This window comes from Streptococcus sp. 27098_8_99, assembly GCF_041431935.1.
GTDB lineage: Bacteria > Bacillota > Bacilli > Lactobacillales > Streptococcaceae > Streptococcus > Streptococcus parasanguinis_D.
This window is the reverse complement of the sequence record NZ_JAPVYQ010000006.1, coordinates 112,309-133,893: the sequence shown is the minus strand read 5'-3', so window position 1 is coordinate 133,893 and position 21,585 is coordinate 112,309. Positions and strand designations below refer to the sequence as shown.

Sequence of the window (21,585 nt, the reverse complement as noted above, 5' to 3'; positions counted from 1 at the left end):
TTTTTAGCTCTGTACGAATGATTCCTGTTTGCCATTTTCATCAGGAATGTTAGATTCTTCAACTTCTACCAAAAGATTCTTGTTCTCCGCTATGATATAATGGGGACAGTACAAGGGAGGAAACCTATGTTACAAGAACTAGCCTTTACAGGCCAATGGAGACACTATCAAAAACGCGTTCTCGATAAGAGTGACGCTTTTATGGCGGATGGCCACCTACATTTGGTAGCAGCTCCTGGCTCTGGAAAAACAACCCTGGGAATCGAATTTATCAGACGCTTCGGCCAGCCAACCCTGATCTTAGCTCCTACAGTCACCATTCGTCAGCAATGGGTGGACCGGATTATCCAAGCATTCCTAAGTGATGAAAGCCAAGCGGAGCAATTGATCTCTCAGGACCTCAAACATCCTAAGCTGATTACAGTGGCTACCTATCAGGCCCTACACAGCGCCATGAACCAAGTCGTCGGTCAATCGCAAGCTGAAGATACCGATGACCAGGCAGAGATTGAAACATTTGATTTCAAAGGCTTTGATATCTTTACTACTTTCAAATCCATCTCACTCGGGACCCTTTGTTTAGATGAGTGCCACCACTTGCGCAATGAATGGTGGAAGAGTTTGGAAGCCTTTCGTCAAGCCTTCCCTGACTTAAAGATGATCTCCCTCACCGCTACCCCTCCCTATGAAGGAGACCCTGCCCTTTGGGATCGTTATATCCGCATGTGTGGTGAAATTGACGAGGAAATTACGGTTCCCGAATTGGTCAAGGAAGAAACCCTTTGTCCCCATCAGGACTATGTCTACTTTGCCTTTCCAACCAAGGAAGAGCAAGAGCAGTTGGATGCCTTTAGCCAACAAAAGAATGCTCTCTTGCAACAACTGACTTCCGATCCCCTCTTTTGCCAATACCTCCAAAACTGCCGAGCCTTATCGGGTCAGATCAGCGATGATGAATTGCTCAATGATCCCAAGTATCTCTCTGCTACCCTGATCTTTCTTCGAAGCAAGGGAATCGTCTTTCCCAAACGTTTCCAGGACCTTTTAGGAGCTAAGAAACTACCTGCTTTCACCATGGACTGGCTTGAAATTCTCCTGCAAGGTCTGCTCTTTCAGGTATCTCACTGGTATAATTTACCAGAGGAATACGAGAAGCAAGTCCTCCATGAACTAAAAGCAGCCAGCTTAATCGATCGAAAACAGGTCAAACTGGTCCGCAACAAAAAACAAGACCTCCTGCTCAACCAATCCCTCGGAAAACTCAATGCGGTTCGAGAGATTTTCAAGGCGGAATACCAGGCTCTTGGAAGCCGACTTCGCCAACTGGTACTAACAGACTATATTCGTCAAGATTTTGAAGTTCATCTAGGAGATAAGGACGCCCAATTTACTCAATTGGGAGTGCTCTCTTATTTCGAATCTATTCGCAGGGAAAGCATCGAGCTAACGACCCCTCCTGCCATCGCTGTCTTAACAGGTAGCATCGTCATCATACCAACGGTTGCTAAGTCAAGACTAGAAGAGCTTCTAGGTTCGGACAGACTGACATACCAAAGTGTCGGCCAATTATCCCCTGATGACTTTCTCAAGGTTCGCTTGGTTGGTTCTCAACATGATTTGGTGACAGCTGTGACCCAGCTCTTTCAAGAAGGGCTTATCCAAGTCGTCATTGGAACCAAGTCCCTTCTAGGAGAAGGCTGGGATGCTCCTTGCGTCAACTCTCTGATCCTAGCGAGCTTTGTCGGCAGTTTCATGCTCAGCAACCAAATGCGGGGTCGTGCCATCCGAGTGTGGCCTGAGGATCCAGACAAGACCAGTAATATCTGGCACCTGGTCTCCATCAATCTTTCTCTAAAGAAATGGTATGAAAAATCCGATCTTGAAAAGGAAGAAATCGAAGCCCTCACTGATCAGCTGAAAGAATATAGTCCTGATCTGGAGCTCTTAGAAAGACGAATGAAGCAATTTTTAGGTCTCCATTACAAGGAGCCCTTCATCGAATCCGGTATCGAACGTCTGGCCTTTGACAATATCCGCTATACTAAAAAACAGTTACAGAAACTCAACGAAGAGACCTTAGAGCGCTCTACCCATCGTCAAGAACTCCGGAATGGCTGGCAAAAAGCCCTTCCTATTTCAGAGGATATGGAGATTGCAAATGAGGTCCAAGTAGATAAACACTTCCTACCTCTCGCCCTATTTTTTGATGCCAGAAAGCTAGCTCGATGGCTAACGGCCTGCACTTTGACCGATGCTTTCGCCAATCTCATTTACTATTCATATAGAGGAGGAAGGAATACAGTTTCTCTGATTTTTCTCTTCTTCTTAGCTCTCCTCGCACTCCTTGCTTGGCTGCGCTACTATCTCTATAAGAGCCCTTATAAACGCTTGGAAGTATTTGGAGAGGCTGTCCGTCAAGCCTTATTAGATTCTGGACAGATTCAAACCCAGGAGAGTCGCATCCAAGTTGTACGAGACAGAAAGGATGCCATCCACATGCTGATTTATTTGAAGGGCGGAACCATGCGGGAGAAAGAACTCTTTTCGCAAACCATGATCGAATTTTTCGCACCCATTGAAAATCAGCGCTATATCCTGAAAGCACAAGAAAAGGTATCTGATCAGACAGAATATTTCGCCGTGCCAAGCCTCTTTGACAAACGAAAAGAGGAGGCACAAGCCTTTCTTGAGCAGATCCGAAAGAGCCTGGGTAAGTATGACCTCGTCTATACCCGAAGTGCTGAAGGCCGTGCTGTTCTTTTAGATGCACGCATCAAGGCACTCGCCAACAAACAAGAGCGCACCTTCACCAAGAAACAAGTGATGTCGAATTTGAAATAAGAACTGATTTCACTACAAAAAAATTCTAGTAGACAACCTCTACTAGAATTTTTTTGTTACTCAATGACAATCATAGCCTTGATGGTCTTACGTTCATCCATATCTTTATAGGCTTGGTCGATTTCTTCTAAACTATAGCTGTGCGTAAAGACGCGTCCTGGATTGATATCGCCGTCAAGCACTGCTTTCAGCAAGAACTGTTTGTCATAAGTTGTCACGGAAGCAGCGCCTCCTGCAACAGAAATATTTTGCGCAAAGGTCGATCCAAGCGCACGGTTCTTGTAGTGTGGAACACCGACGAAGCCTAAGCGACCACCATTGTGAAGCACCCCAAGGCCTTGATCGACAGCTGCCGCGGTACCGACACATTCAAGAGCAGTATCTGCTCCCCCACCAAGGATTTCACGAACTTTGGCAATCCCTTCTTCCCCACGCTCTGCTACAATGGCGGTCGCTCCAAATTCCAGAGCCATTTGTTGGCGGTCTTCGTGACGGCTCATAAGGACGATTTGCGATGCTCCCCGCATCTTAGCTGCAATGACAGCACATTGGCCAACAGCCCCATCTCCGATAACGACCACTTTGTCGCCCCGTTTTACATGAGCCACACGCGCCGCATGGTAGCCTGTCGGCATGACATCCGCTAGCGTCAAGAAGGATTTGAGCATGGCTTCTGTATAATCAGATGGTTGCCCTGGAACTTTGACAAGGGCCCAGTTAGCATACTCGAAACGCATGTACTCCGCTTGCACCCCGTAAGACCAATTGGTCCCAATATGGCGGTCACAGGTTCCATCATAGCCAGCACGACAGGCATCACACTCCCCACACCCATGGGTGAAAGGGGCGATGACAAAGTCTCCCGGTTTGACTGTTGTAATAGCTTCTCCGATTTCTTCCACAATCCCAATGGCTTCGTGACCACTATTTTGGCGTCCCTCTTCAATATCTGGATTGCGGTAGCTCCAAAGATCAGAACCACAGACACAGGTGCGAACGATGCGGAGAATGACATCATCTGGTGCTTCGATGCGTGGGCGCTCCACTTCTACGAGACCCACTTGCCCAGCTTTTGTATAGACTGTTTTCTTCATAGGGACGACCTACTTTCTATTGCTTACTGTCTTCTAGTATACACTTTTATCGCCTAATTTGTAAGTAGCAGTCCTTCCTAATTACCTACTCCCTCTTATCAACCTTTGTTTAACAGATCTCTTTTACAATATATCAAGGCTGCTTCAAAGAGTGTAGCGATCATTGCCAAATAGAAAACTGTCCGAATCCCGAAATACTCTGTCATAGAACTCATCAAAAAGACGAAAATTGAAAAAGCAAGGGTTGAAATGACTTCAAATACAGAATAGACATGCACTAACTGATTTTCATCAACCGTTTCCTGAAGGAAGACACTTTCGGGGACTTCTTTCAATTGAGACAAGAAGCCGATTCCAGCTGAAAAAAGTAAAAATGTTTCTACAGTTGAGAAAAACAGGATACTGCCTGTGACGGCTACTATTGCGACAAGCGGAAAGAAAATACTTTTCCATTTGTGAGCTAAAAACTTTTCAGAGTAGTTGAAAACAATCATTCCCCCTAAAATAATTCCCAGAGAATAGGCTGTATTGGAGTAGCCCCAGTAGCTTTCAGTCTGTTGCAACACCTCGGTTACAAAAACAAGAATCACAGATGAAACCCAGATTGTATTAGAAAAATTCTCCAATAAATTTGCTTGTACCAATAACCTTAATGGAGGATTTTTCACCACTAAGCTCCAACCTTTGACAAGAGTATCCAGATTGGTCTCCGCTTCTAACTGCTCTATTTTAGCCTGAGGAAGAAAGAGCATCACAAAAGTAGAGAGAAGATAAAAGAATAGGACTAGCAACATTGTGGAAAATAGACCAACCAAAGCGTAAAGGAGTCCTCCCAGTCCCCAACCAATTAATTGAACTCCCTCACCACTCATTGACAAAGCGGCATTTGCCTTTCCCAAATTTGTAGCATATCGAGGAATCATGGCATAAGAAACCGGTGCTGCAAAGCCGTCTAAGATAGAAATAGCAATTACAAAGACATACATCCCCACGGCTGGTACGAATTGAAACTTGGTAAACAGTGCCACGAGAATTGCCACTAGAGCTGTTTTTCCTCCTTGAGTCAAAAATAAAACTCGATTTAAGGGAATTATTTTGGTCACCAAGGGGACTAAAAAACTTGCCATGAATGCTGACAATCCGATGAGAATCGGAACCATTGAGGTAGCAATTACCGATTTAGTTATAACAAAGATATTTGCAATAAGGGATACCCTAAGAAAAATATCCGCTAAATTTGCAAACAATTGGGAAACTAATAATTTCACAAAGGAACGAGACATCGTATCTCTCCTTTTTATCAATCTTCATGAGATAAATCGATCACTTGATCGTATTGAGCTAGTATCTCATCATCATAATGGTGAATCACCTCCACAAGGGCTTGTGGAAGACGTAGTAGGATCCTTGAAATTTGACGAGCATTCTCTTTGTCCAGATTGGCTTTGACTTCATCTGCTAAAATCAAGTCACTATTGTGGTACAAACTACGAGCAATTTCTAGACGTTGCTTTTCCCCACCAGAAAGCTGCTCCCCATATAGAAGATGTCCCTTTAAAAATGCTAAGTTTACTCGATCCAAAACCTGTTCCATCTTTAGTTTGTCTAGGGCCTTCCCAAGGGTGATATTGTCTTCCAGTGACAACCCATCAAAAATATAGGAGTCTTGTAAAATATAGGAAACCGATCGTGCAATCTGCTCCTGTGCTAAAGTCTGACCATCGTAGGTCACACTTCCTGAATCTAGAGATACTTGACCATAAAGAAGGTTCAACAAGGTAGACTTTCCACAGCCACTTGGGCCAATCAGAGCAACTTTCTCTCCTGCTTTGATTTCTAAAGATAGTTTTTTAAAGAGTACTTTATCTTCAAACCGCAAAGAAACATGATCTGCAACGATAGGAAAAAGAGGAACCGAAGCTTGGTCATCCATCTGTGAACTTGTATCTTGAAGTAGAAAAGAGTAACGTTCCCTCAGTTGTTCAGTCGACTTGTAAGTATTGATAAAATAGGAAAGTTCATTAAATTGATAGCCGATATTATGGGAAACTAGATAAATTGCAACAAAGCTGGCACCAGACAAGTAATCATAATAGGTCATCACCCCACCGATAATGATTGGAACAACCGAACAAAACGCATCAATACTATTAATAAGGATAGTGTTGATTGTCCGTTGTCGTTCATACCGAATGTCTTGCTCAACTCTTTTTCCCAAAACTTTTTTAAATCGATGAAAAAAGAAATCCCCGGCCCCATAATTTTGAATGACTCTTACACCACCAATTATATTAGTAGTTTGAGAGAGGTAATCCTCATTTGAGAGTGTTTTTTCATCTGAAATACGATCTAATTGTTTACTACCGATACTACTACAGAGAGCAGGAATAGAGTAAAAACAAATAAAAATCCAACCCAACCAAAAATTCGTTGCTAGAGCATAGATCATGGAAACCATTGTAAAGCCAAGAGATGAAATGATAATAACGGCTGGCTCGAGATAAGATGTTTCAAGTTGTTTCACATCGTTTTCAAGATGAGACAGGATCTCCTCTTTTTCACCGTTTTTACCATACAAAAAATGGTGAAATAATTTTTCTTTCATGGTCAAGGTAAAATCTGCGACTAACCTTGCATAGTAATACCGTTTCCCAGCCAACCCAACCAGAATAATAAAATTACCGACGATCCCAACGATTAGTGCCATCCATAATTCACTCAGCGCCTTCTTCTCAAAGCTCGCCACAATCATCGATACCAAGGATGGCATGATAATGGCTTCCAGCCAGGTCACAACAATGAAACTAAAATAGAGAAGCAAATGTTTTTTAGAAATGAATTTTTTTAACATGGCAGCTAATCCTTTCTACAGAGTCTATTACTAATAACTGTTCCTTATCCCATTTAGTCGGATTCTATGGACTGATTGTAAAAATTATAGCACTTCTTCTTTTGTACGGTATTTTATTCCCATATATGCTCACTAATTATTTTCATTCATCAATTTTTTCAAATGTCTTTCATAAATCGTCGCAATATGCTCGCTCCCTGCCAATTTCATGGCTTCAATACACTTTCTCATTTCGTCGATGGCACTCGTATCTCCTGTCTTTCGATAGCGATAAAAGTTTTGAGCATAGACAAATACGAGACGTTCATACATTTCCGTCTCGATGAAGAAACACTGATTTAATTGTTCCTCAAAATAGCAGGCATCTACCATTTTTTGGCGCTCAATACAAGTAATATACCCATTCAGTAACATGGTTGAAATCATACGTCGATTATTCGGAATCTCTTTGTAGAAATCCGATCTTTTAGACATCTCCCTTGCCAACACCATAAAAACCTCATGATTCAACACATCTAGGGTATTTATAAAAATTAATAACTCATAATAGCCCCAGTGCTCTACGCTGAATAGGTAATCCGTTAAATCCTTTAGGTCATCTTCTGTATAGTAATCTTCTCCAGATAAATCCTGTAAACGAATTTTTAATAAAATGGTATTGATGTGATGAAACTTTTCCCTTTTGTCTTTCAACCCCATCTGAGAAGCAAGGAGTTTCTTCATTTCATCGATATCATGAGTCGATACAAAAAGCCTGACCTTTGTCAAGAGTTCATTCAGATCATCACGGTGAAAATCATGGACAGCATACATAAATTCATCAATCGGCACATTGATTTCATCTAAGATCAACATAAACTTTGAAATGGTTAAATCTGTCTGCCCCTTTTCAAAGCGGGAGAGTTGAGAGGTTGAAATACCTGCCTTTGCAACATCTTTCAGTCGGATACCTCTGGATTCTCGGAACTGCCTATATAGTTCTCCAAATTTCTTCATTTAGCACCTCTATCAAGCATATATGGGAAAACTTTTTCTTTTTAGTATTCTAGCATAAATTAACGAATAAAACAAAACCCCTAGAAAATCTACTTCTCTAGGAGTCGCTTCGTAATTAATGATGGTACTCTTGCTCACTTTCTAATTCCAGCTCTTCGATATTTCGCTTGTGGGCTCGGTGGGTTGCTAGATCTTCATCCACTTCGATGGTAACATTTTGGAACCCCCTCTCTTTGAGCAAGGTGCGGATAGACTCTTTACAGACCTCCATATGCTTGACATGCTCCAGACATACATGGACGATGGCATTTTTCTCCAAGCCGTCCATGGTCCAAAGATTAAGCTGATTGATACTAGCGACATTGTCCAACTGCTCTAAATCATTCTTAACTTGCTTGATATCTACCCCTTCTGGCACAGCATCCAGGAAAATCTTGAGCGTGCTCCAAAATCGTGGAATGGCTTTGGACAGAATAAAGAAGGAAATAGCAAGAGACAAGAGGGGATCGAGGATATACCAGTCCGTAAATCGGAGGACAATGGCCATCAAGATGACGGCCAACCAACCTAAGGTATCTTCCAAAAAATGCAGGCTGAGAATGGATTCATTCTTGGTTTGCCCCTTGCGAATGACCAGACTCGCCAGCACATTGACACTGATAGCAATCATTCCCAACCAAAGAAGCCCTTCGTCATTGACAGGCTGAGGGTGGAAAAGCTTGCTTACATTTTCTAAAATCACCATACCAGACCCGGTCATCAGAATGACTGCCGTTACTAAAGCCCCTAATAAGCTAAAACGCTTGTAGCCTAAAGTATAGCGACTATCTTCTTCACGATTGGAGATCGTTTCTAGAAAGGCCGAAAGGCCAATGGCTAGAGCATCTCCCAAATCATGGACAGAGTCAGCGAGAACAGCACTGGAACCAAAGATTCCCCCTGCAATAAACTCAACAATGGCAAAGCTTAGATTCAAGAAAAAAGCCAGCCAAACCGCACATTTTGTCTTCATAATCCTCAATCCTCTGATATAATAGATTCATGAACATCTTGTTCATTATCATTATCTAACATTCACAACAGAAAGGATAGAAGCAAACCGTTCGCTATGTACGTTACTGAACAGTTTGTTCGAATTGTCCATATGACAACACAGGATCGTCGTATTACCAAAACTAGAAAAGCTATCTATCATGCTTTTTTACACTTACTCAATGAAAAAGACTACGACATCATTACCGTTCAGGAAATTATTGACCGTGCTGATGTGGGGCGTTCAACTTTTTACAGCCATTACGAGAGTAAGGAACTCTTGCTGGATGAACTCTGCCAAAAACTCTTTCACCACCTCTTTGAGCGAGATGATCAGCTCTCTCCCCAAGACTACCTAGCCCATATCTTTCAGCATTTCAAGAAAAATCAAGACCATGTGACCAGTCTCTTGCTTTCAAAAAACGATTATTTTATCCGGCAGCTGCGAAAAGAACTGGAACATGACGTCTACCCCATGGTAGCTGAGAAACTAATTCAATCTCACCCCAACATACCTCACTCCTATCTCAAGCACCTGGTTGTCAGCCACTTCATTGAAACTCTCAGCTGGTGGCTAAAAAAGAGTAAGTCCTACACCGAACAAGAAGTCATCCAGTTTTATTTGGAGATTTTAAACATCGCTTCTAACTAAGGTGCGACTTTACAACATGTATCATAGAAAGGAAAACTATGCTCCTCCCCATTCTTCTCGGCTTTTTTACAGCCTTATTTGCCCTTGTTTTTGCTCTTCTTCATTTATTAGTCAGCCTTTCTGAATTAAAAAAGGGCAAGAAGACCCTTGGAATTTACCTACTTTTCCTAGGAAGTGGCCTTGCGACCTTCTCTCTCATCCTCTACTTCTTTTTGCCAATTGTTGCTTTATTCATTTGGCTGATCGGAGTTAGCTTGATTTGCTACGGAGCCTATTGGAATGGCAAGCACAAAGAAAACTTCCATCTAGCCCACCATGTCATTCGGATCGGAATCGCTCTGATTCTTACCATTTTGTTAGCCCTCATATAAGAAAAACTCAAGTTTTATCAATGAAAACTTGAGTTTTTTGGTAGTTACGAAATCAATAAGGAATTAAAAATCCTGCTTTTCTTGAAACATTTTGACCTTATTTTGGCAGTAATCCATTAATTTCTGTGCTTTTTCAAATGAGTAGCCTTTTTCAGATACCGACTTGACTTTCTTTTCATCAAAGTAGTAGCCAGTCAAGCCCCTGACTTCTTCTGATAAGGTGAGATAATAGCCTGTTTCGATTCCCTGATCTAGATCTTTCGAGAGAGACTTCATCAAGCGTCCAAAGAGGGACTGCTTCGTTTTTTCATCACTAGAGTTATTCCCTAAGTTAGTCGAAATTAAGCCGGGATGATAGGCATTAATGGTGATGTTTGAACCTTTTAAAAAGAAGTCTCTTGCTAGATAGCGTGTCATCCAAATGGTATAGAGTTTGGAATTATTATAGGCCAATCCTGGATTGTATTCTTTCTCAAATCCAAAGTCCAAATCCTTGACCTTGGCAAAATAATGCATATAGGAAGAAGTATTAATGACACGGCCGTCAGCCGATTTTTCTAACAAGGGACTTAGCTCAGTTGTTAACAGATAGGGAACCAGAACGGATAACATAAAAGTCAACTCGACATTTTCAGCACTCGCTTTTCGTTCTTTTCCTGCATACAGGCCGGCGTTGTTAAACAAGACATCGACCCTTTGAAAGTCACGCTTGATTTCCTCCACAAATCGATAGACATCATCTAATTTTGAAAAATCTGCCAAGTAACTTGAAACTCTGCCTCTCAGGGAAACAGCCCGAACCTCTTGAAGCGCTAATTCTAGTTTTTGAGGATTTCGTCCATGAAGAATGACCTGATGACCTTCACTAGCCAGTTTCTTTGCCAAATGTTTACCAATACCGTCAGTAGCACCTGTTATTAGAATGGTTTTGACCATCTTAGTCCTCCAAGAAAGCAATGAGTTCTGTTGAAAACTCTTCTGCATATTGGAAGATCGAACCGTGACCAGCATTTGGATAGATGATGAGCTTGCTATCTTTTATTTTCTCATGCATGTCATAAGAATTTTCCGTTGGAACCTGCATATCCTTATCCCCGTTGACAATTAAGGTTGGTTGGGTGATAAATCTTAGGTCGTCTTGAGAATCTTTCCCCCAACGTTTAATAGCTTTGAGTTGAGTTAAGAAAGCAGGCACACTCATGTCTTTGTCTACAAATTCCTTGGTTCGCATTCCCATTCGTCCGAGAACTTTCAAGGCTTCGATTTTTCCTTGTTCATCATGTTTATAGAAGATATAGCGTTTAGGATCGATGCGCTCGAGTCCAGCTTTAAACATATAGTTAAAGGTTTTCCCTGTAACCTTATCGACCTCTTTTCCTCCTCGAGGTCCTGTTCCTGCCAAGATGAGACGGTTGACCAAATCAGGCTTGATTCGGATGATTTCTTGGGCAATCATGCCCCCCATAGAAAGACCTAGGAGATTGATTTTATCGTAACCAAGAGCTTCTATAAAGGCAATTGTCTGCTCAGCCATTCCAGGAATGGTTGGGGCCACTTTGCCTTGACTGGCTCCGACACCAGGAAGGTCGACCACAATCACATGGTGTTTTTCAACAATCAAGTCCAAGAGTTTTGGATCCCAGTTGTCGAGGGTTGCTGCCAAATGGACCAGCATCAGAAGAGGTAATTTTGATTTGCCTTTGCTGAGTTCGCGATAGGCGATTTTGTTCCCGTCGACAGTGATGTATTGAGTTTTAGTTGTAAGATATAACATTGTCTTTTCCTTTTTATTTCTTAAAGCTGAGGACTGTTTTTCCACGTGAGCGACCATTAGCGACCTTGTCTAAGGCGCTATTTACCTCTTCAAATGGATAGACTGTATCGATAGATGGCTTGATTTCTAATTTGCTAAAGAGGTCAGCTACCTCTTGTAATTGAGCGCCATTGCTTTCTACAAAGATAAAGTGGTAGTGAACGTCGTATTTGTCAGCCATCTTATCAAATTTACGACCAGCTAGTCCAAGTAGGATCTGTTTCCATTTTGGCAGGTGCATCCGTTTAGCAAAGTCACCATTTGGCATCGCACGGAGGGAAACAAGCTGACCACCTTTTTTCATGATAGACATTTGTTTTTCAGTCTCAGCGCCACCAAGGGTATCGAGAACATAATCAACCTGGCTAACAGTTTTTGTATAATCCTCTGTTTTGTAATCGATAAAGCGATCTGCTCCTAGGTCCAACACCCGCTCAGCGCTATCTCCAGCCCCATTTGTGATGACTGTCAAACCTTTGGCCTTAGCAATTGGAATGGCCATTCCACCAACACCGCCTGTACCACCAGAGATAAAGATGATTTTGCCAGCTTGAGCTCCCATGAGGTCAAGAGCCTGCATGATAGTCAAGGCAGTCAAAGGCACAGCAGCGGCTTCCTCGTCAGACAGATAGTCTGGAACCTTGGCTAAGGCTTGGCTATCGACAGCTACGTATTCAGCAAAGGCCCCGATGTGGTCGAGTGGGAGACGTCCAAAAACTCGGTCTCCGACTTTGAGATTTTTGACTTGTCTACCGGTCTCTTCAATGATACCGACCACTTCATTTCCAGCAGTTTGTGGGAGTTTGTAAGGGACGATCATCTTGACTTCTCCTCGGGAAATCATATTATCCAGAGGATTAACACCAGCTGCAGTGACTTTGACCAAAACTTCTTTGTCTGTAATACTTGGTTTAGCGATTTCTGTGATGTTTAGAGTGATATTCTTTTTGTTATAAGTAGTGTGTTGTGCGGCTTTCATTGTCTTCTCTTTTCTATTTTTGTTGTATCTTATAAAGATACAAGTCTAGTCTTTTTAAAACTGATCTGCATGCAAATCAGTTTCGTTTTTGTTTGGCATCTTTATAAAGATTGTTAATGACATCCTCTAAGGTTTGCTGGGCTAGTTCCTTCTCAAGTTGAGCTTCAGCACTAGCAAATAGTGGCGAAACGGCTCCTTGGATATGTTTTCCAACGGGACAATCAGGATTGCTATTTTGGTGAACAGGAAATAAGCTGATGTGGCTGACTTCTTGTGTGGCAAAATAAATGTTAAGTAAGGTGATGTCCTTTGGCGATTTACTAAGTTGGTAGCCCGTTTTTCCTTGATGAGACTGGATTAGTCCAGCATTTTTCAATAAGGCGATTACCTTTCGAATGTAACTCGCATTGGTGCCAACGCTAGTTGCTAGTGCTTGAGAACTTAAGGTATCCTTACTCTCGCTAATCATGGTTAGGATATGTAAGGCCACTGAAAATTTCGTATCCATATAAACTCCTTTAGATAACTTGTATCTAATACAAGAACAAGTATAACACAAATAAAAAGAAAAGCAAGACTTTTGCTTCACTTTTTTAAAAAACGATCAGGCCATCAACACCATGAGTATCGGAATGACCACCATGGTAGCAAGGGTCGTCTCTGTCACCATAACCGCTGCGTAATCACTATCAGCTCCGTAGAGTCTGGCAACGACCGGGGCATTGGTCATCACTGGCATAGCGGACTGGATGATAAAGACTTGCTTCATCAAGCTTGGAAGAGGGGCCCGGTAAACAATGGTCGCCATTAGGAGTGGAGCAACCACGAAGCGTCCTAGTAGAATGAGGAGCTGATCTTTTCCAAGCACCAACTGCTTCACGCCTACATGAGATACCGACAAACCGATGAAAATCATGGATAAGGGGGTTGTTAAATTGCCCAGATACTGCAAATCACTGGCTAGAAATGCAGGGAGCTTTATCTGCAGCACCACCATGACTAGTCCCAAGATGAAGCCCATCAGAGGAGGTGAAAAGACTTTTTTCAGACTCGTTTTGAGATCAAACTGAGCTTCTCCCTCACCATCCCTCTGAATCAGGTAGGTCCCCAAGGTCCAGAAAAAGGTCGTATTACACATGTAATAGATCAAAACATAGGGAATACTGGCATCCCCGAAGAGGGCTTGGTTAATGGGGAGTCCCACGAAAATGGTATTGGAATTAAAAAACATGGAAATAAAGAGGCCACGGCGATCCTGTCTCACTGCAAAGATCCTGGCTACTGCTGTCGCGATGCCAAGCAAAACGACCATAGACAGGGCAGGAAATCGCAATGCTGGCAACATTTTTAGAAGGTCAGCTGCTGTGAAACGCTGTGTGATGGTGTAGAGCATGTAGCAGGGCAGAGCAACTTGAGTGACTAGCTTTGCGATCAAGCCACGTGACTTGTCATCAAACCAGCCTCTTTCACCGATAACAAAGCCCACTAAAATCATGCCTAGGATGACGAGGATACCGGATATACTCCTCAAAAAGATGTCCATGTTTTCTCCTTTTCCTTCTTTGAAATGAGAGTTTTTCTACAAGGTCTCAAAAACTACTCTAGTATATCACAAAAAGAGGTGGAGCAACATGCCCACCTCTTGTATTTATTAATTGTTACTAGTAGCCTTTCTTGGCCGCCTTGGTCTATTGGTACCAACCAACCAGACTGTTGATAAGGTAAATCAAGAAAAACCAATAAAATGGTGGGGACTATGGCGAAAATAGATGATTCAGTTAAAAAGAAAGTTCCAGAATTGCGATTTAAAGGATTCGCGGATGAATGGGAACAGCGTAAGTTGGGAGACGAAGTTCGAATAGTGACGGGACAGTCTCCTAATTCAGAAAATTATACTGATGATCCTAATGGGCGCTAAAAATGCGAAGACCTATGAAGACCTATTTTGTATTAGTCAAACAAAAGATCCAAAAGAAATGGTATATGATTATGACCATGAAACAAAGTAAAATCAAACCAAGTGATCTGAGGAAGCACCCGATGATCATGAAACGTTATTAAACACAAAAGTCACCCATGTGAGTTCTTGCCAGAAGCTGAAGTTAATCCTTCAACCTGGAAAACCCGCAGAGGTGACTTTTTCTATACATCTCGATTTTTCTGGTAATAATCATTAACCGATAAATATGTCTGTGAATCACCCAGCGACTCCGCTATGTCCATAATCCGCGGTGGTAGTAATCCCACTCTCTGGACAAGTTCGTGATCGCTGAACAATTCCCGTGGACTGCCGGCGAAGCCAAACTTCCCGTGTTCCATAACATACACCGACTCAAACTCGGCGGCGACCCAATCCATGTCATGGGTGATGGTCACAACTTGGTGGCCCGAATCAGCCAACTGATGGAAAATTGCGGTCAACTTGCGCCGGCTTTCCCAATCAAGCGACATCATCGGCTCATCAAATAAATAAATCGCCGGATCCACTGCCAAAACTGTGGCAACGCTCAACAGCTTGCGTTCCGACAATGACAGGTCATATGGACTTTCAGCTGTTTTATCATCCAAGCCAACTCTTTTTAGAGCCGCTAAAGCCCGCCTCGTAATCGTGTCGTGGTCATCCATGACCTGCGCGACACTCCACTCCACCTCTCGTTGAACGGTCGGGTTAAAAAGCTGATCGTCAGGATTCTGAAAAGTAATCCCAACCTTCAGTAACTTTTCGACTGGTTTAAGATCATTAAAATTTTCTCCATCGATCTTAATCACACCGGTTTGTGGTGTCAGCAAGCCCGTCAATAATTTGAAGAGCGTTGATTTGCCGGCACCATTTTGGCCGACAATCGCCACCATCGGATCGGCGAAGAGTTTGTCTTCAACATCCAAGCTAAAGGACCGTTCCGGATAAGTGAACGTCAGGTGGTTCAGTTCAATTGTGGACATAACAAACCTCCTTCAGTTCAGCGTCATTCACCGGATACCGGCCATCAGCCAAGTGCCAATCCATTTTTTGAGCAAGTTGCTGGATTGTCGGGGCTGGAATCTGCCAGTCAGCTGCCAAATGATTAAACACCTCACCCGGCCTGCCCTGGGCTACCATTTGACCCTCGTGCAGCACCCATACAACGTCGGCGACTTCGCACAAATCGTCAATTTCACTGGTGACAATGAAGACAGTCGTCTCTTTGACTTGGGCCAGCCATTGGAAAAATTGTCGGCGGCCAAGGGGATCCATCTGACTGGTCGGATCATCCATAATCAAAACAGCCGGGTTAGTCGCAATCGCCGTGGCAATTGCCAACCGCTGGATCTGACCACCGGAAAGGCTCTCGGGACGCAAATTCAGCTGTTCAATCAGCCCCATTTGCGTGGCAACTTCTTCAACCCGTTTTTGAATCAGTCCTTCAGCCATTCCCTGATTAATCAAGTCAAAGGCAATTTCATCGGCAACCGTGTCTGCCAACCCGCTTAGTTGGCCAGCTGGATTTTGCAGTACAACTCCATTCATGGCATTATAAACGGGCCAATTGTCGGACACTCGCTGGCCAAACATGTGCCAGTCGCCCTCAATCTCAGCAGACACCATTTTGGGAATGACCCCTGCCAGCACACGGCACAATGTCGATTTGCCGGAGTGGCTATTCCCGATAATCCCAACCACCTGGCCGGTATGAACCTCCGCGTTAATCTGACGCAGTTGTGGTTGCTCAGTACCCGGATAACGGGTGGTCAAATTTTCAATTACAATCCGTTTATCTTCGTCCATATCTTCCACCCAATCAATAAAATTGCCAATCCAGTCAGACCAATGTGCAGCGTCCGCGACAGGCGATACACGCGCTGGGAGGTTCTGACAGTCCGGTTGAGATTATCAAAACCTCTCAGTTGGAGAGAAATCGACCGCGCCATCGATTGATCCAAGGTCTTAATCACCAATGGAATTAGAACCGGCAGGACTGACTTTAATTTCTGAATCAACGTTTTTTGCGGATTGGTTCCGCGAACTTTTTGTGCCTGCTGGATTTTCCGCATATTGCGCATCATTTCCGGCAAAATATAACACACCGACATCAGAACGTAGACGGTTTTATAAGACAATCCGGACTGTTCCAAATAGGCCGCGTTTTCTGAAATACTCGTGGTCACCATAAAAAAGCCACTGGTCAAAATAATCACCAATACTCGACAACCCAGAGTGGTGGCGTAAATCAGGCCTTCTTTGTAGAACGACACCCCAAGCACAGAAAACAGCACAGTTTGATTCCAACTGTAAAATAACCCTTGGATGATCAGCATGGTGCAAATCAGAAACAGGCTGAATCCCAGCGCCTTAAAGATGGTAGAACTCAATTTAGAAAATAACAATAGCAGTGTTGCGACAAGAATTAATCCGGCCTGAAGCAATAAATTCATACTGGCAAAGCTCAACAACGTCATGTCCAAGATGAACAAGAGCTTAGTAATCGGATCGATCACCTGGTACCACTTGAGCTTGACCCGTGGCGCTCCAGAAATCAATGTTTGATCAGTCATCATTTATCACCGCTAAAGAAGTGCACCATCCGCTTCGGCAGCTGACGATAGATGAAGAATGCCAGGTAGGCCACGCAGACTTTATCCAAAATATCCAAGACAAACTCATCGATAAATGAGGCCAGCCACACTGGTGCATGATTGGCGACCATTACCGCAAACAATGAGTCACCCCAAGCGATACCGGTCTGACCACCCCAAAAGATGACGTTGAGTGGCGTTGAAATGACAGCTGAAACGATGGCAATAATAATAGCAGAAACAAATACTCGTCGCGCTGACGAGAACCACCCATTGGCGTGCAAAACTCCGACAGCAATCCCAATTCCGATGCTGGTAATCGCATACACGGTTGAAATTGGCGATAAGGTCAGCCCATAGATCACGTTGTTGATGAAACCACTGATGGCACCGGCAACCGGCCCAGCCAACATGCTGGCAAGAAAGGTTCCCAAAGACCCCAGCCAAACGGGCAACTTTAACCCCTCCGCCAAGGCTTTGGCAACATAGTTAATCCCCACGGCAGCGGGAATCAAAGTCATGGTGGCAGCACTTAACTTAAATTTCCACATACTGGTACGATGAATCGGTTCTGTTTTCATAATCTTCTCCTTTTGTTTTTAAAGAGCCGTGTCTGTTTAGACTTTCGGACGCAACGCTCTGTAGATTTTTGATTTGAACCGCTTCACCTTTCACAGATCCCTTAGTCGACATCAGGGTTTCTCTTGAAAAGAATTGTTCAACAGTTCACAACTAATCATACGCCTATTTCATCAGAAGTCAAGAATTTTCTGAAGTTTTCTTGAAAACGTTCGGGAATTGAAAAAAGCTCCACAAAGCTAGAGGAAATTGCCCTTACTAAGTCATAAAAAAGACTTCATCTTATCCTAGATTGGTGAAGTTTTTTGATTTTTCTTCTTATCTCGTACCCACAGCATAGCTAGTCCAAAAAGGTGACTACCAAACAAGGCAGTCACAAAAATCAGCTTGCCCCTATCTGGATAAGTAAGGGGGAGGCTGCTAAAGCCATAGCAAGCCCACTCGATAAAGATCGGATGCGAAAAGTAAAGGGCTATACTCATTTGCTTTAAATACTGTAAATCATAGCTTTTCAAAAAGGACGATCGCAGGCAGGCATTGACAAAATAGACCGTCACAATAGGAAATAATAAGAAAAAGTTCTTATCGATTCCTTCATGTTGAAAAATGATGGTACCTTCTATACAGAACAAACCAAAGGCGAGAGATAGCTTTTGCCAACGGTGAACCTTAAAGGTTTGTGCATGAAAATGGTCATACAGATAGTAACCCATATAGATAAAAATAGGCGTGTAAAAGAGACCATTTCTCGCTGTAAAAAATAAATTGCTGTAGAGCTTGGTAGCCTTTAAGAAGACTCGTGGTGTCCAGATAAGCCGAATAGGTCTCGATCAAGCCCCAGCAGTATAGGAGCAAGGTGATCAACCCCGTCCAAACCATGCTTAGACGTTTGACCAATTGATTGACCAAAAACAAGCCCAGTAGAAAGGCCGGAATATACCAGAGTTGGTAGCACATTCCCAGATAGATCAGTGCAATGAGAACACCTGCTGGAAAAAGATAGATAGGAAGATGGAGACTAGAGAAAAAGAGCCAGGCATAAGGAAGGTAAACAAAACTCCAAAACAAATAGGTTTTTACGATTTTGACCAGATAGGCCTTTATTTTCTGAGAATTCCCTAGTGATTGCTTGAGGAAAAAGCTGGCACAGACGATAAAATATGGCACCGCTAGCCGGCCAAGCATGCTCTTGAGACCAAAATGCAGTGGCTCATAAGAGGTCAAGCGACCACTATGCACCAATATCACTGCAATCGCAAAGAGGTATTGAAAAAAGCTGATACTAGAGGTGTTATAGAGGGGATTCTTTTGCATGGTCCTACTCCTTGCCCAAAGCAGTTTCTATGGTTATTTTAGCATGAAAGGGAAGGCCAAGCAAGGAATCTTACATCCTTATCTACCTTTTTTCCTCTATTTTTGATATACTCAAAGCATGCATAAACAAACGATTATTGATTTTAAAGAGCTTGGATTGCGCCACCTTTTCACCAAGCCCATAAAGGAATTAAAAACTAGAAACCTCGACCAGGTAGAGGCTCTTCTTAGAGAAGTCGAAGCCTACCAAGAGAAAGGCTTTTATGCTGTTGGCTATATCAGCTATGAGGCTGCTCCTGCTTTTGAGAAGAAGTTTGCTGTCCATCCAGCACCTCTTATGGGAGAGTATCTCCTCTATTTTACGATCCACGAGGAGGTCGAAACCCTTCCTTTCCCAGAGCACTATGGGGCAGTGGATCTTCCAGCTAATTGGAAGGAAGAGGTAGAGGCACCTGCTTATAAAGAAGCTATCGAGACCATCCATCACCATATCCGCCAGGGAGATACCTACCAGGTCAACTACACTGTCCAGCTTTCTCAAGAGCTAAAAGCAGACCCTTTGGCCATCTACAACCGCTTAGTGGTTGAGCAAAAGGCCCATTACAATGCCTTCATCCAGCACGATGATGTCTCCATCCTCTCTATCAGTCCTGAGCTCTTTTTTGAGCAAGACGACCGGCTACTGACCACGCGCCCGATGAAGGGAACGACGCACCGTGGTCTCACCAACCAAGAGGATCTGCAAGAGGCTGCTTGGTTAGAAGCCGATCCGAAAAATCGAGCAGAAAACATGATGATCGTCGACCTCCTCCGCAATGACATGAACCGGATTTCGGAGATTGGAAGTGAGCAGGTGACCCGTCTTTGCCAAGTCGAGCAATACTCCACTGTTTGGCAGATGACCTCGACCATTGAAAGTCGCTTACGAGCTGAGGTCGACCTGGTCCAAACCTTCCGAGCTCTCTTTCCTTGTGGCTCGATTACAGGAGCACCGAAGATCTCCACTATGGAAATCATCCAAAAGACGGAGAAGGCTCCTCGAGGTGTCTACTGTGGAACGATCGGCATCCTTCTTCCAAAAGGGAAACGGATTTTTAATGTAGCCATCCGGACCCTTCAAATGCAAGGAAATCAAGCCATCTATGGCGTGGGAGGAGGCATCACTTGGGACAGTAAGTGGGAAAGTGAATACCAGGAAACCAAGCAAAAATCAGCTGTCCTTTACCGTCAAGAGCCTCGCTTTGAGCTCCTGACGACCGGCCACATTCACCAAGGAGAGTTGACTTTCTTAGACCAACACCTAACCCGTTTGAGAGAGGCTAGTCGCTACTTTGCCTATCCTTATGATGAACCCAAACTTCTGAAAGAACTTCAAGAAGAGCTTGCTCATTTGGAATCCAACCTTGACTATCGTTGTCGGATCGCCTTGCAAAAAAACGGGACCTTTCACCTAGTAATCACGGAGCTGACAGACTTGCCAGCTAGCTATCTACAGGCCCAACTGACCGAGCAGAAGCTTGATTTAGCGACGCCATTTACTTATTTCAAAACGAGTCAGAGAGACCATCTCAACCAGTCAGATCACGAGCAAATTTTCCATCTGCCAGATGGAACCTTACTGGAGACGACGATTGGCAATCTGGTGCTGGAAATAGAGGGACAACTCTATACCCCACCAGCTCATCTCCCCTTACTCGATGGCATTTATCGGCGCCATCTTCTTGAGACCCAGCAGGTGGAAGAAAAACTCTTGACGTTGAACGATTTGACAGACGCCGATCGTATCTATGCCTGCAATGCTCTTCGTGGTCTCTACGAACTCGATTTTCAAAGAAAGGATTCCTGATGAAACTTATTTTTTTACATGGACTAGGGCAAGATGTCCTCTCTTGGCAAGGAGTCCAATTTGCACTTTCACCCTTGCACTCCAAAACTTTTGATATTTTCTCCCATCAAAAAGAAAGCTATCAGGAAGTCAAAAAAAGGTTGATGGAGCGCCTCCAGCAAGAAAGCGAACCCTTTATTCTGGTAGGACTCTCACTAGGTGGCGTGCTCGCTCTTGATCTCTCAAGACAAGACTTCCCGCAACTCAAGGGCTTGGTCCTTGCAGGAACACAATACAAACTCAACACCAATCCCCTCTATCGGCTCCAGATTCTTCTCTTTCGTCTACTTCCCAAGCATGTTTTTGAAAAACAAGATGCCAATAAACAACAGATGCTTCAAATCTTGACCGAATTAAAAGGGCTCAATTTAACCGATACCGCTAAAGCTTGCCCTCTCCCCAGCTTGGTGATTTGTGGTAGCAAAGATTGGGCCAATCAATCTTCTTCTAAAAAATTGGCCAAGCTCCTGCCAAAAGGTCGCTATCAAGAAATCGCAAACGGAGGCCATCTACTCAATACCGAGAAACCCTATGAACTCGCGCAAGCCATCAAAGAGTTTGTTGCTGGGTTTTAAAATGAAGAGGCTGGGACAAAAGTCCTAGCCTCTCAATTATTTTTGGATT

22 protein-coding genes are annotated in these 21,585 nt (G+C 43.5%); 7 read left to right on the top strand and 15 right to left on the bottom strand.

Annotation, left to right across the window (positions count from 1 at the left end; genetic code table 11):
- Positions 1-126 precede the first annotated feature (126 nt).
- Positions 127-2,841 (top strand): DEAD/DEAH box helicase family protein, encoded by a 2,715-nt coding sequence (locus tag O3605_RS05310; protein WP_371585433.1) that lies wholly within the window; start codon positions 127-129, stop codon positions 2,839-2,841.
- 56 nt (positions 2,842-2,897) lie between these two features.
- Here O3605_RS05310 and O3605_RS05305 read toward each other — a convergent pair whose 3' ends face one another.
- The 5 genes from O3605_RS05305 to O3605_RS05285 form a co-directional block, all read right to left on the bottom strand.
- Positions 2,898-3,935, bottom strand: a complete 1,038-nt coding sequence (locus O3605_RS05305) for a zinc-binding dehydrogenase (protein ID WP_371585432.1) — start codon at positions 3,933-3,935, stop codon at positions 2,898-2,900.
- A 98-nt stretch (positions 3,936-4,033) separates the two neighbouring features.
- Positions 4,034-5,218: a ryptide export MFS transporter gene (locus tag O3605_RS05300; protein ID WP_371585429.1), complete on the bottom strand. Its 1,185-nt coding sequence runs from the start codon at positions 5,216-5,218 to the stop codon at positions 4,034-4,036.
- A gap of 17 nt (positions 5,219-5,235) precedes the next feature.
- Entirely contained in the window at positions 5,236-6,786 is a 1,551-nt protein-coding gene (gene gggC / locus O3605_RS05295; protein WP_049485975.1) for a streptosactin export ABC transporter GggC, read from the bottom strand.
- A gap of 132 nt (positions 6,787-6,918) precedes the next feature.
- The gene (locus tag O3605_RS05290; RefSeq protein ID WP_049485976.1) at positions 6,919-7,782 is read right to left on the bottom strand and encodes a helix-turn-helix domain-containing protein; all 864 of its coding nucleotides are present in this window, start codon (positions 7,780-7,782) and stop codon (positions 6,919-6,921) included.
- A gap of 115 nt (positions 7,783-7,897) precedes the next feature.
- Positions 7,898-8,794, bottom strand: a complete 897-nt coding sequence (locus O3605_RS05285; protein ID WP_371585427.1) for a cation diffusion facilitator family transporter — start codon at positions 8,792-8,794, stop codon at positions 7,898-7,900.
- Between the two features lie 132 nt (positions 8,795-8,926).
- Here O3605_RS05285 and O3605_RS05280 point away from each other — a divergent pair, with 132 nt between their 5' ends.
- Entirely contained in the window at positions 8,927-9,466 is a 540-nt protein-coding gene (locus tag O3605_RS05280; RefSeq protein WP_371585437.1) for a TetR/AcrR family transcriptional regulator, read from the top strand.
- A 38-nt stretch (positions 9,467-9,504) separates the two neighbouring features.
- Entirely contained in the window at positions 9,505-9,837 is a 333-nt protein-coding gene (locus O3605_RS05275) for a glucuronide permease (RefSeq protein WP_371585425.1), read from the top strand.
- A gap of 63 nt (positions 9,838-9,900) precedes the next feature.
- On the opposite strand, the gene O3605_RS05270 is transcribed toward O3605_RS05275, so the two are convergent.
- The 5 genes from O3605_RS05270 to O3605_RS05250 all read right to left on the bottom strand — a co-directional run bounded on the left by O3605_RS05270 (position 9,901) and on the right by O3605_RS05250 (position 14,172).
- A complete protein-coding gene (locus tag O3605_RS05270) occupies positions 9,901-10,773 on the bottom strand; it encodes an SDR family NAD(P)-dependent oxidoreductase (protein WP_371585423.1) in 873 nt (290 codons plus the stop codon).
- Between the two features lies 1 nt (position 10,774).
- Positions 10,775-11,611 carry an alpha/beta fold hydrolase gene (locus O3605_RS05265; RefSeq protein ID WP_371585422.1) on the bottom strand — a complete coding sequence of 279 codons (837 nt, stop codon included), beginning with the start codon at positions 11,609-11,611 and terminating at the stop codon, positions 10,775-10,777.
- A 13-nt stretch (positions 11,612-11,624) separates the two neighbouring features.
- Positions 11,625-12,629 (bottom strand): NADP-dependent oxidoreductase, encoded by a 1,005-nt coding sequence (locus tag O3605_RS05260; RefSeq protein ID WP_371585420.1) that lies wholly within the window; start codon positions 12,627-12,629, stop codon positions 11,625-11,627.
- Between the two features lie 76 nt (positions 12,630-12,705).
- Positions 12,706-13,137 (bottom strand): Rrf2 family transcriptional regulator, encoded by a 432-nt coding sequence (locus tag O3605_RS05255; RefSeq protein WP_223356432.1) that lies wholly within the window; start codon positions 13,135-13,137, stop codon positions 12,706-12,708.
- A 96-nt stretch (positions 13,138-13,233) separates the two neighbouring features.
- The gene (locus O3605_RS05250; RefSeq protein WP_371585418.1) at positions 13,234-14,172 is read right to left on the bottom strand and encodes an AEC family transporter; all 939 of its coding nucleotides are present in this window, start codon (positions 14,170-14,172) and stop codon (positions 13,234-13,236) included.
- 213 nt (positions 14,173-14,385) lie between these two features.
- On the opposite strand from O3605_RS05250, the gene O3605_RS05245 reads away from it, so the two are divergent.
- A complete protein-coding gene (locus O3605_RS05245) occupies positions 14,386-14,547 on the top strand; it encodes a hypothetical protein (RefSeq protein WP_176745571.1) in 162 nt (53 codons plus the stop codon).
- A gap of 14 nt (positions 14,548-14,561) precedes the next feature.
- Positions 14,562-14,690: a hypothetical protein gene (locus O3605_RS05240; protein ID WP_002878297.1), complete on the top strand. Its 129-nt coding sequence runs from the start codon at positions 14,562-14,564 to the stop codon at positions 14,688-14,690.
- 81 nt (positions 14,691-14,771) lie between these two features.
- On the opposite strand, the gene O3605_RS05235 is transcribed toward O3605_RS05240, so the two are convergent.
- From O3605_RS05235 to O3605_RS05215, 5 genes are all read right to left on the bottom strand, one after another.
- The gene (locus tag O3605_RS05235) at positions 14,772-15,572 is read right to left on the bottom strand and encodes an energy-coupling factor ABC transporter ATP-binding protein (protein ID WP_024054603.1); all 801 of its coding nucleotides are present in this window, start codon (positions 15,570-15,572) and stop codon (positions 14,772-14,774) included.
- Complete coding sequence (locus tag O3605_RS05230) at positions 15,559-16,395, bottom strand: ABC transporter ATP-binding protein (RefSeq protein WP_070505268.1); 837 nt, start codon at positions 16,393-16,395, stop codon at positions 15,559-15,561. Before O3605_RS05230 ends, O3605_RS05235 begins: the two co-directional genes overlap by 14 nt.
- Positions 16,371-17,162 (bottom strand): energy-coupling factor transporter transmembrane component T, encoded by a 792-nt coding sequence (locus O3605_RS05225; RefSeq protein ID WP_186823058.1) that lies wholly within the window; start codon positions 17,160-17,162, stop codon positions 16,371-16,373. The genes O3605_RS05230 and O3605_RS05225 overlap by 25 nt, the downstream gene beginning before the upstream one ends.
- Positions 17,162-17,764 (bottom strand): hypothetical protein, encoded by a 603-nt coding sequence (locus O3605_RS05220; protein ID WP_003008715.1) that lies wholly within the window; start codon positions 17,762-17,764, stop codon positions 17,162-17,164. Before O3605_RS05220 ends, O3605_RS05225 begins: the two co-directional genes overlap by 1 nt.
- 691 nt (positions 17,765-18,455) lie before the next feature.
- Positions 18,456-19,076, bottom strand: coding sequence for an acyltransferase family protein (locus O3605_RS05215; protein ID WP_239681859.1), 621 nt, complete (start codon positions 19,074-19,076; stop codon positions 18,456-18,458).
- Between the two features lie 118 nt (positions 19,077-19,194).
- Here O3605_RS05215 and pabB point away from each other — a divergent pair, with 118 nt between their 5' ends.
- Together pabB and O3605_RS05205 are read left to right on the top strand one after the other, a co-directional pair.
- Positions 19,195-20,922: an aminodeoxychorismate synthase component I gene (pabB, locus tag O3605_RS05210; protein ID WP_155198760.1), complete on the top strand. Its 1,728-nt coding sequence runs from the start codon at positions 19,195-19,197 to the stop codon at positions 20,920-20,922.
- On the top strand, positions 20,922-21,536 hold the full coding sequence (locus O3605_RS05205; protein ID WP_049495661.1) for an alpha/beta fold hydrolase: 615 nt from the start codon (positions 20,922-20,924) through the stop codon (positions 21,534-21,536). Before pabB ends, O3605_RS05205 begins: the two co-directional genes overlap by 1 nt.
- Positions 21,537-21,585 lie beyond the last annotated feature (49 nt).

Bases quoted from the DNA above. Each gene is read 5' to 3' on its own strand.
- O3605_RS05310 (WP_371585433.1), top strand. From the start codon at position 127: ATGTTACAAGAACTAGCCTTTACAGGCCAATGGAGACACTATCAAAAA.
- O3605_RS05305 (WP_371585432.1), bottom strand. From the start codon at position 3,935: ATGAAGAAAACAGTCTATACAAAAGCTGGGCAAGTGGGTCTCGTAGAA.
- O3605_RS05300 (WP_371585429.1), bottom strand. From the start codon at position 5,218: ATGTCTCGTTCCTTTGTGAAATTATTAGTTTCCCAATTGTTTGCAAAT.
- gggC (WP_049485975.1), bottom strand. From the start codon at position 6,786: ATGTTAAAAAAATTCATTTCTAAAAAACATTTGCTTCTCTATTTTAGT.
- O3605_RS05290 (WP_049485976.1), bottom strand. From the start codon at position 7,782: ATGAAGAAATTTGGAGAACTATATAGGCAGTTCCGAGAATCCAGAGGT.
- O3605_RS05285 (WP_371585427.1), bottom strand. From the start codon at position 8,794: ATGAAGACAAAATGTGCGGTTTGGCTGGCTTTTTTCTTGAATCTAAGC.
- O3605_RS05280 (WP_371585437.1), top strand. From the start codon at position 8,927: ATGACAACACAGGATCGTCGTATTACCAAAACTAGAAAAGCTATCTAT.
- O3605_RS05275 (WP_371585425.1), top strand. From the start codon at position 9,505: ATGCTCCTCCCCATTCTTCTCGGCTTTTTTACAGCCTTATTTGCCCTT.
- O3605_RS05270 (WP_371585423.1), bottom strand. From the start codon at position 10,773: ATGGTCAAAACCATTCTAATAACAGGTGCTACTGACGGTATTGGTAAA.
- O3605_RS05265 (WP_371585422.1), bottom strand. From the start codon at position 11,611: ATGTTATATCTTACAACTAAAACTCAATACATCACTGTCGACGGGAAC.
- O3605_RS05260 (WP_371585420.1), bottom strand. From the start codon at position 12,629: ATGAAAGCCGCACAACACACTACTTATAACAAAAAGAATATCACTCTA.
- O3605_RS05255 (WP_223356432.1), bottom strand. From the start codon at position 13,137: ATGGATACGAAATTTTCAGTGGCCTTACATATCCTAACCATGATTAGC.
- O3605_RS05250 (WP_371585418.1), bottom strand. From the start codon at position 14,172: ATGGACATCTTTTTGAGGAGTATATCCGGTATCCTCGTCATCCTAGGC.
- O3605_RS05245 (WP_176745571.1), top strand. From the start codon at position 14,386: ATGGCGAAAATAGATGATTCAGTTAAAAAGAAAGTTCCAGAATTGCGA.
- O3605_RS05240 (WP_002878297.1), top strand. From the start codon at position 14,562: ATGAAGACCTATTTTGTATTAGTCAAACAAAAGATCCAAAAGAAATGG.
- O3605_RS05235 (WP_024054603.1), bottom strand. From the start codon at position 15,572: ATGTCCACAATTGAACTGAACCACCTGACGTTCACTTATCCGGAACGG.
- O3605_RS05230 (WP_070505268.1), bottom strand. From the start codon at position 16,395: ATGGACGAAGATAAACGGATTGTAATTGAAAATTTGACCACCCGTTAT.
- O3605_RS05225 (WP_186823058.1), bottom strand. From the start codon at position 17,162: ATGACTGATCAAACATTGATTTCTGGAGCGCCACGGGTCAAGCTCAAG.
- O3605_RS05220 (WP_003008715.1), bottom strand. From the start codon at position 17,764: ATGAAAACAGAACCGATTCATCGTACCAGTATGTGGAAATTTAAGTTA.
- O3605_RS05215 (WP_239681859.1), bottom strand. From the start codon at position 19,076: ATGCAAAAGAATCCCCTCTATAACACCTCTAGTATCAGCTTTTTTCAA.
- pabB (WP_155198760.1), top strand. From the start codon at position 19,195: ATGCATAAACAAACGATTATTGATTTTAAAGAGCTTGGATTGCGCCAC.
- O3605_RS05205 (WP_049495661.1), top strand. From the start codon at position 20,922: ATGAAACTTATTTTTTTACATGGACTAGGGCAAGATGTCCTCTCTTGG.